9 protein-coding genes are annotated in these 8,499 nt (G+C 50.0%); 2 read left to right on the top strand and 7 right to left on the bottom strand.

What is annotated here, in order from left to right:
* Positions 1 to 108: 108 nt before the first annotated feature.
* The 3 genes from P8H26_RS15165 to galE all read right to left on the bottom strand — a co-directional run bounded on the left by P8H26_RS15165 (position 109) and on the right by galE (position 3,196).
* Complete coding sequence (locus tag P8H26_RS15165) at positions 109 to 933, bottom strand: methyltransferase (protein ID WP_289634008.1); 825 nt, start codon at positions 931 to 933, stop codon at positions 109 to 111.
* A gap of 148 nt (positions 934 to 1,081) precedes the next feature.
* On the bottom strand, positions 1,082 to 2,071 hold the full coding sequence (locus tag P8H26_RS15160) for a bile acid:sodium symporter family protein (RefSeq protein WP_289634007.1): 990 nt from the start codon (positions 2,069 to 2,071) through the stop codon (positions 1,082 to 1,084).
* 114 nt (positions 2,072 to 2,185) lie between these two features.
* Entirely contained in the window at positions 2,186 to 3,196 is a 1,011-nt protein-coding gene (gene galE / locus P8H26_RS15155; RefSeq protein WP_289634006.1) for a UDP-glucose 4-epimerase GalE, read from the bottom strand.
* A 122-nt stretch (positions 3,197 to 3,318) separates the two neighbouring features.
* Here galE and mazG point away from each other — a divergent pair, with 122 nt between their 5' ends.
* Positions 3,319 to 4,143, top strand: coding sequence for a nucleoside triphosphate pyrophosphohydrolase (gene mazG, locus P8H26_RS15150; protein WP_289634005.1), 825 nt, complete (start codon positions 3,319 to 3,321; stop codon positions 4,141 to 4,143).
* Positions 4,144 to 4,220: 77 nt separating this feature from the next.
* Here mazG and P8H26_RS15145 read toward each other — a convergent pair whose 3' ends face one another.
* The gene (locus P8H26_RS15145) at positions 4,221 to 4,826 is read right to left on the bottom strand and encodes a flavin reductase family protein (RefSeq protein WP_289634004.1); all 606 of its coding nucleotides are present in this window, start codon (positions 4,824 to 4,826) and stop codon (positions 4,221 to 4,223) included.
* Positions 4,827 to 4,877: 51 nt separating this feature from the next.
* Positions 4,878 to 5,471, bottom strand: a complete 594-nt coding sequence (locus P8H26_RS15140) for a nitroreductase (RefSeq protein ID WP_289634003.1) — start codon at positions 5,469 to 5,471, stop codon at positions 4,878 to 4,880.
* A gap of 312 nt (positions 5,472 to 5,783) precedes the next feature.
* Between P8H26_RS15140 and P8H26_RS15135 the strand changes: the two genes are divergently transcribed.
* Positions 5,784 to 6,821, top strand: coding sequence for a hypothetical protein (locus P8H26_RS15135; RefSeq protein WP_289634002.1), 1,038 nt, complete (start codon positions 5,784 to 5,786; stop codon positions 6,819 to 6,821).
* A gap of 80 nt (positions 6,822 to 6,901) precedes the next feature.
* On the opposite strand, the gene P8H26_RS15130 is transcribed toward P8H26_RS15135, so the two are convergent.
* Together P8H26_RS15130 and P8H26_RS15125 are read right to left on the bottom strand one after the other, a co-directional pair.
* Entirely contained in the window at positions 6,902 to 7,678 is a 777-nt protein-coding gene (locus P8H26_RS15130) for an amino acid ABC transporter ATP-binding protein (RefSeq protein WP_289634009.1), read from the bottom strand.
* A complete protein-coding gene (locus P8H26_RS15125; RefSeq protein WP_289634001.1) occupies positions 7,678 to 8,358 on the bottom strand; it encodes an amino acid ABC transporter permease in 681 nt (226 codons plus the stop codon). The genes P8H26_RS15130 and P8H26_RS15125 overlap by 1 nt, the downstream gene beginning before the upstream one ends.
* Positions 8,359 to 8,499: the final 141 nt, after the last annotated feature.

The following is an 8,499-nucleotide window of genomic DNA, read 5'->3' as shown; positions in this document are numbered from 1 at the left end:
AAATCAAATCACATAAGATAGATTATGGAACTAATCGATGTGGATTACAAAACGGCAATGCCTGATTTGCCGCTCTGCATTGTTATGAGCACTGATTATCGACGGGTGTTAAACCTTACGTGCGATATACAAATGACCAGCAACTGGCTTGCCTTGCTCGCTACGCACTGTGATGTCTGTTATGCGCAGCATTTTAATGCCGTGGCTCAGCAAAAGCTTTTCAACGTAATCCTGCTTATGTGCAAAGCGCTGATGCGGTCCGACTGTGTAATCACGGTCAGAAAAATCTTTGTCGGCCAGTGTTTCACTGGAAAAAGCGAAAATGCCGTTCCGGTTGAGGTTCATCGGTATTTTCGAGAAAAACGGCTCCAGATCGCCCATATATGGCAACACGTCTGTAGCAATAATAATATCCCATGCCGGAGCATCGGTTTTGTCGAGGAAGTTCACGACTTCACCGACATAAAGCACGTTATAATCACCTTTCTCATCGGCAATGGCGATCATGTTTTCCGCAATGTCGACACCGGTACGATGCTCGGTCATTTCGAACAGCGCATCAGCGCCAAGGCCTGTGCCGCAGCCCAAATCCAGCATACGCGCATAATGCGCATCAGGATCGAGATCATCGAGCTGATCGGCCAGTTGCAACGGCACATCATAGCCCAGCTGATCAACGAGAATTGTGTCAAACATCTCCGCATGCTGATCAAACAAGGTTGCAACATAGGCATCAGGTGCTTTTACCGGCACGGCTCCGCGTCCCATGCTTGCCAGTCTCACAGCTGCACCGCCGTGATCGTCAGGATCAATCTCCAGCGCCTTTTGATAGGCTTTGGCTGCACCGTCAAAATCACCGGATTTCTCCAGTCTCAGCGCTTCATTATAAGCCTGTTCCAGCGCATCTTCATCAAACATCGGAGTTGCAGACATAACTAAAAAACTTTCTGTATCTTGAATGCGCTGAACCGCAGATCGGTCGTAGACCTGATCATTTGGAGCAAATTAGCGAATTTATCAATATTAAAGAGAACAGGCGGGGCTAAAGAGAATAGGGCGGCACCCTCTTCTCTTCACGGTTCTAAAGCCCCTGCTCTGTTTTTTCCGTTTCAAGCGCTGCGGCTTGCGCTGCAAACCGTCTTGCAAGAACAGCGCATGCCATCAGCTGAATCTGGTGAAAAATCATCAAAGGCAATACAATGCCGCCAACCATAGCTGCGGGAAAAATCACACTGGCCATTGGTGCGCCGCTTGCAAGGCTCTTCTTTGATCCGCAGAAAATAATTGTGATCTGATCTGCCCGTGAGAAGCCCAGCATTTTGGCGGTAAACCATGTGAACCAAAGAATAAAGGCCAGCAGCCCCACATTGACGGCAATCATAACCGAGAGATCATGGCCGGAAACCTGTCCCCACAGCCCCTGCACCATTGCCTCGCTAAACGCAAGATAAACCACCATGACAATAGATCCGCGATCAACGAACCCAAGCGCTTTGTTGTGGCGGCGGATGAAACTACCGATCCACGGTTGCAAAATCTGCCCCATCACGAATGGCAGCAGCAGCTGCAGCAGGATAGACTGCAATGCATCCAGAGAAACGGCCGCATCGCCTTGTGTTGTAAACAGCAGGCCAACCAGAAGCGGCGTTAAAAACATGCCGAGAATGTTGGAAGCAGAGGCCGACACAATTGCTGCAGGAACATTGCCTTTGGCAATGGATGTGAAAGCAATTGACGACTGCACAGTGGATGGCAAAACGCAGAGAAACAGAATGCCGGCGTAGAATGCCGAGTCTTTAAACCCCGGAAGTGTCCAGCCCAGCGTCAGTCCAACCAATGGGAACACCGCAAAAGTCATTGCCAGAACAACTAAATGCAAACGCCAATGCACAATTCCCTGCACGACGGCTTGCTGAGATAATCTGGCGCCATGCAGAAAAAACAGCAGGCCGATTGCAATTTTTGTTGCTAACCCGAACCAATAAGCAGCGGCACCCTGTACCGGCAACACCGAAGCAACCAGAATTGCCAGAATGAGGGTAGATATGAATTTATCCGGAAGAAATCGCATAGCTCAGCCGTATTTCTGTTTAGAGCGCGTTCCATAATTTAAATCAGAAACGCCGCCCTATCTCTTTGTTTTACTTATGCGTGAAAACCGGTGCAGGTTTTCTTTTGCATTGTTTTAGGCGGCATATCCGTCCGGATTTTTTGACTGCCAGTTCCACATATCAGCGCACATTTCCCGCAGTGTTTTCTTGGCAGTCCAGTCCAGCATTTCTTTCGCATGGGCAGGATCAGCATAGCAGGATGCAACATCACCCGGGCGGCGTGGTGCAATTTCATAACGGATTTGCTGGTTGGAAACGTGTTCGAATGCTTTGATCACATCAAGAACGCTGTAGCCCTCGCCGGTACCGAGATTAATGGCCATGCATTTAGGCTCATCAAGCTTTGCAAGCGCTTTCAGGTGGCCTTCGGCCAGATCCGTCACATGAATATAGTCGCGAACGCCGGTGCCGTCCGGTGTCGGATAGTCATTGCCCCAGATGCTCAGCTTTTCACGGCGGCCGGTGGCAACCTGCGCAATAATCGGCATCAGATTGTTTGGAATCCCTTTCGGATCCTCACCGATCAACCCGCTTTCATGGGCACCGACAGGGTTGAAATAGCGCAGAATAGCAATGCTCCACTCAGGATCACTGTTATAAAGGTCGCGCAGCATCTCCTCGATCATCAGCTTGGTGCGGCCATAAGGATTGGTCGCTGACAGCGGGTGATTTTCATCCAGTGGCAGGCGCTGCGGATCACCATAAACGGTTGCAGAAGACGAAAAGACCAGTTTCTTCACACCGGTGGCGCGCATGGCCTGCAGCAGGCGTAAAGTGCCTAGCATGTTGCAATCGTAATAATAAAGCGGCTTTTGGGTCGACTCCCCTACCGCCTTTAAACCGGCGAAGTGAATGACGGAATCGCACTGATAGGTCTGGATAACCTTCTGTAGAAATTCGCGGTCACGAATATCGCCGGTTTCTTTTTTAGGTGTTCTGCCGGTGATTTGTTCAATGCGGTGAAAAACTTCCGGATGGCTGTTATCAAAATTATCAACCACCACGACATCATGGCCAGTTTCAAGCAGGCGCACGCAGGTATGGGAACCAATATAGCCGGCACCGCCGGTTACCAGAATAGTCATCAGCATCTCACTGTTTTGTCGCAGACGGTTTGTCTTATGCGTGATTTTATGGCACCAGTAGGTTCAAATTTCTACAGAGTAATCCGGTATTTTTCGATATCTGTTCAAAACAGGAACTAATCATGCAGCCTTCCCGCGATATTCAGACCCTTTTAGATATTATGGTGGCACTGCGTAATCCGGAAACCGGCTGCCCGTGGGATGTGGAGCAGGATTTCAGCACAATTGCTCCTTATACGCTTGAAGAAGCCTATGAGGTGATCGACGCGATCGAGCGCAATGATATGGATGATCTGCGCGAGGAACTCGGTGATCTTTTGTTGCAGGTTGTATTCCACGCGCGCATTTCCGAAGAAAAAGGCGGGTTCAATTTTGGTCACGTGGTTGAAGCAGTCACGACTAAAATGATCCGCCGTCACCCCCATGTTTTCGGCGATGATGAGGCCCGTTCAGCAGGTATGGCCAAAGGGGCATGGAACCGCATCAAGCAGGTAGAAAAAGACGAACGTAGTGCCCGCCGCGTGGCGCTCGGCCTTGATAATGCAGAAAAAAACGGTTTTCTTGATGATGTGCCGACATATCTGCCGGCGCTTGTCAGTGCTTTGAAATATCAGCAAAAAGCTGCCCGTGTTGGCTTTGACTGGGCGGAAGCTGAGCCAATTCTGGATAAAGTTGCGGAAGAAACGCAGGAACTGCGCCAAGCTATGATCAATAAAGATCGTGCGAATATTGAAGAAGAATATGGCGACTTGCTTTTTGCAATGGTCAATTTGGGACGCCATCTGCAACTGGAGCCGGAAATGGCTCTGCGTGCTGCCAGCGACAAATTCAAACGCCGTTTTCATTATATTGAAGATGCGCTGAACAATGAAAACAGCAGTCTGGATGCAGCCAGTCTGGATGAAATGGAAGCGCTCTGGAATAAGGCTAAAAAAGCCGGAAAGTGAGCAATGTAAGTGAGTATCACTCTCTGGCCTGTTTTAGATAAGTGATGCTCATTTGCTGCTTGTCAGATACAAGCTGATTATTCGCCCCATTTGGGGCGAAACAACTCATAGACAGTGTCGGTCGTGGCAAAATCCATATAGCCAAGGCGTGAAACCGGTCTGGATCGGGTAATATCAATAAGCCCGTCTACAAGAATGTACTCGTCAATATGCACGCCGACGACCTCCCCGATCACCATATAGCTATCCGTTGGCTTACCGTCCCGTCCTGTCAGCTGCCGGATATCTACCGCAACACATTCAAGCGATGCATAGGCCTCAGCCACACGGGGCGCCTTGATCTTCTCACATGAGACGGGCGTCAGTCCTGCATAGTCAAACTCGCTCGTACCGCGCGGTGCATTGACCGAGGTTGCATTCATCTGTTCGGCCAGATGCCCGCCAACCATATTCGCGGTGAACTCGCGTGTTTCCTCAACAAAGGCAACGCTGTCTTTGTAGCCGGAAGAGCTGAACATGAGCAAAGGTGGCGTATCGCAAACAATATTGAAAAACGAATAGGGGGCAAGGTTCAAAGCCCCCTCCTTCGAGCGTGTTCCGATCCAGCCAACGGGACGTGGTGATATAATCGCTTTTAAGGGATTATGCGGCAGTCCGTGCCCGTTTTGCGGTTCATAAAACATAAAATTACTCTGGTTTGTTTTTCGGGGACAGAACACGGCTTTCAGCGTAATTCAGTCCTGATATGCGCCCTGATATTCAGAGACGATAGCTTGCAGCTCAGGTCGCGGACGATCCGGCACCTGCGCCTTAGGTGTGCCAATATGCACAAAGCCAGCCACTTTTTCATGAGGTGCAACACCGAGCAGACGCTTGCCCTCCTCATCATCTGAATACCAGTTGGTAATCCAGTTGCTGCCATAGCCCAATGCGTTAGCGGCATTGCAAAGCTGCATTGCGGCAGCACCAGACGACAGAAACTGCTCCCATTCCGGAATCCGGTGTGTATCACGCGGATTGCAGATAACACCGATTACGAGCGGAGCGCGTGAAAAGCGTTTCAGCTCTTTTTCGCGATGGGACTCGCCAAATTCTTCGCTATTCTCTGCGGCGCGCTGTGCTGCACGTTCGGCCAGTTGTTCACCGATCTGAATACGGGCATCACCGCGGTAAATGATAAAACGCCAGGGATTGAGCTTGCCGTGATCGGGCACGCGGGAGGCAATTGTGAGAATTTGTGTCAGCTCATCTTCAGAAGGTGCCGGTTCATTAAGGCCGATGATCGGCGTTGAACTGCGGGTTTTGAAAAATTCAATGATATCTGACACTTTATTTCCTGCTATCTGATTGGGCATCGTCATTAATGACGTCTATATTGTCATTTTCGGCCGGTAATGACAGGGGCATAATGCAGTTATATGTGTGTTCAGCATATACTGATGATATTTTGGTTCATATAGCCTTGAAAATGCCTTTACAGTGCGGTCAAACTTTAACGACAGAGACTTTGAAATCCGAATGAGTACCGGCCTATGAAATTCAGCCCCGTTCTGCACATCAGAAAAAATTCAGACAATCACAAACAGCCTGTCAAACAGCAGTGCGGCCTGTCTGTAATTGCTCTGATTTCAGCTGGTCTGATGATGGGTGGCTCTCCGAATGTGGCATTGGCGCAGGAACTTGCGACACCGCAGGATGGTTTTTCTATGCGCGTGGTGCCGGGTGCGCAGTTTGACAAGCTGCAATTGCCGAAAATTTCATTACCCGAAGGTAACACGCCGGACAGTACAACGCCGCCGACCGGCGCAATCATGTCTCCGACTGCTCCGGCTGCGGGCATAACGCCCTATGCAGATCCGCGCAGTTTCCAGAACTCCCCTCTGGCTAACCAGAATGAGCTGCTGCTTGAAGCGCAACTGACGGCAGACAGTCCTGTGCTGAGCCAAGGGCTGGTATGGCGTGTGTTTTCGCCGGAACCGAACGCTGAAGATAAATTGCCGCTTATTGCAACCGCAACCGGTGGCACGGCTAGTTTCTCACTGCCGGAAGGCAGCTATCTTGTTCATGTCAGTTTCGGACGTGCTGGTGCAACCAAACGTGTCACCATCCGGAATGCCAGCCGCCATGAAAAGCTGATCCTTGATGCGGGTGGCCTGAAACTCAGCGCCAAATTGCCGGATGGTCATGAGATTTCTGACAAGTTCCTGCGGTTCTCAATCTATGAGAACGAGGATGAAGGCAGTGAGCGTTCATTGATCGTGCCAAATATCAAGCCGGATACGATCGTCCGCCTCAACAGCGGCACTTATCATGTGGTTTCAAATTACGGCAATGCCAATGCGGTTATCCGTGCGGAAATTGTGGTCAATGCAGGCAAACTGACCGAAGCGACCGTTGAGCATAATGGCGCTGAAATTACGATGAAACTGCTCCGCGATGTTGGTGGTGAAGCGCTGGCGGATACATCATGGAATATCGTCAATACCAATGGTGATATCGTCTATGAAAGCGTGAGCGCCTATGCATCTCTGGTGCTGGCTGCCGGTGATTATATCGCTGTGGCAAAGAACAAAGATCGTCTCTATCAGCGTGAGTTCACTGTTGAATCCGGCAAGAACGAAGATATTGATGTTTTTGCCAAAGCTGAAAATGAAGTCGACAGCGATCAGGTAGATTAAAAAAACCTGCAATCATATGACTGCAGGTTTTCAATTTAAAACAGTATCTTATTGCTGTTATTTAATAAATTGAACCAGATTTATATGCCCGCACCCTGACTGAAGCCCTGCCCCTCATGGGTCAGCGTATTCACAAAACGGCGGGTTCGTTCTTCTTTCGGCGAACGGAAAATTGCCTGTGCGGTGCCCCGTTCTACAATCACACCATTATCAATAAACAGCACGTCTTCCGCAATTCTTGAGGCCAGCCGCAGATCATGTGTCACCATGATCATTGTGGTGCCCTCTTTGGCGAGCTGCGCCAGCACGTCCACCACCTCGCCGGACAGTTCCGGATCAAGTGCGGATGTCGGCTCGTCACAGAGCAGAATTTTAGGCGAAGGTGCCAATGCGCGTGCAATCGCAACACGCTGTTGCTGACCACCGGAAAGCGTTGCAGGCCAGGCATCGGCTTTTTGCGTAAGCCCTACTTTTTCAAGCAATTGCATTGCACGCTCACGTGCTTTCGCTTTTGGCCATTTCTGAACTGTAATCAGCCCTTCAGTAATATTCTCTGTCACGGTACGATGAGGGAATAGCTGAAAATTCTGGAATACCATACCCGAATGACGGCGGATCAGATGCACGTCTTTCTGCGTGATTTTGCGGTCAGGTTCAAAACTTAAACTGTCGCCCGCGATATTAATACGCCCCGAAGTCGGAACTTCAAGCAAGTTCAGGCAGCGCAACAGCGTGCTTTTACCTGCACCTGACGGCCCGATAAAAGCGGTAACGCTCCCCTCAGCAATTGAGAGTGAAATATCATCGAGAACAGTATGGTCGCCGAATTTTTTAACGATATTATTCAGTTCAATCATCATGAACGTATCTCCAGAAAGCCGCCATAGCGTTTCAGCCGTGTTTCCAGACGGGTTTGCAGGTAGGACAGCACAGAACTCAGCGCCAGATAAAGAAGTGCCGCTTCCACGTAAAGGATCAGAGGCTCATAGGTGACAGCAACAATGCGCTGCGCGACCTGAAACATTTCAGGCACTGTAATGGCTGCGGCCAGAGATGTGTCTTTTACCAGAGAGATAAAACTGTTGGACAAAGGCGGCACGGCATTGGGTGCAGCTTGCGGCAGGATTGTGCGACGCATCGCCTGCCCCCATGTCATGCCCGTTGCATAAGCGGCCTCCCACTGTCCTTTCGGTACAGCAACAATAACCCCGCGAAAAATTTCTGACGAATAGGCGCCGATGCTTAAAGTGAAACCGATCAATGCTGCCGGAAATGCATCAAGCGTAACGCCAAGGCTCGGCAAGCCGTAAAAGATAAGGAAAAGCTGAACCAGCAGCGGCGTGCCGCGGATGAGCCAGACATAGAAATTAACAACAACGGCTATCGGGCGTGGTGCAAACAGTCTTGCCAGAGCAACAAACAGCCCGAGTGTGGTGCCGAAGAGAAAAGACAGCAATGTCAACGGTATTGTAAAAATCAATGCGGCCCATAACAACGGCCCCAGAGATTCGAGCATCAGTGATAAAACGTCAGACATATATGTGTCCCCGCAAGAGCATTTCGCAGGCAAATGAACTCATCTGACAGCTACGACAATGCGACAAACTAAAGAATCCAGAGCGATCGCAGTGGGTACGATTAAATGCAGCACGCTTTAGAATAGCCCGCACAACCGGAA

The organism is Pseudochrobactrum sp. sp1633 (assembly GCF_030376605.1).
Classification (GTDB): domain Bacteria; phylum Pseudomonadota; class Alphaproteobacteria; order Rhizobiales; family Rhizobiaceae; genus Pseudochrobactrum.
Note: the sequence above shows the minus strand (reverse complement) of the source record. Positions and strands in the feature narration are given on the sequence as shown.

Coding starts and splice junctions, on each gene's coding strand:
- P8H26_RS15165 (WP_289634008.1), bottom strand. CDS start 933: ATGTCTGCAACTCCGATGTTTGATGAAGATGCGCTGGAACAGGCTTAT.
- P8H26_RS15160 (WP_289634007.1), bottom strand. CDS start 2,071: ATGCGATTTCTTCCGGATAAATTCATATCTACCCTCATTCTGGCAATT.
- galE (WP_289634006.1), bottom strand. CDS start 3,196: ATGACTATTCTGGTAACCGGCGGTGCCGGCTATATTGGTTCCCATACC.
- mazG (WP_289634005.1), top strand. CDS start 3,319: ATGCAGCCTTCCCGCGATATTCAGACCCTTTTAGATATTATGGTGGCA.
- P8H26_RS15145 (WP_289634004.1), bottom strand. CDS start 4,826: ATGTTTTATGAACCGCAAAACGGGCACGGACTGCCGCATAATCCCTTA.
- P8H26_RS15135 (WP_289634002.1), top strand. CDS start 5,784: ATGATGGGTGGCTCTCCGAATGTGGCATTGGCGCAGGAACTTGCGACA.
- P8H26_RS15130 (WP_289634009.1), bottom strand. CDS start 7,678: ATGATTGAACTGAATAATATCGTTAAAAAATTCGGCGACCATACTGTT.
- P8H26_RS15125 (WP_289634001.1), bottom strand. CDS start 8,358: ATGTCTGACGTTTTATCACTGATGCTCGAATCTCTGGGGCCGTTGTTA.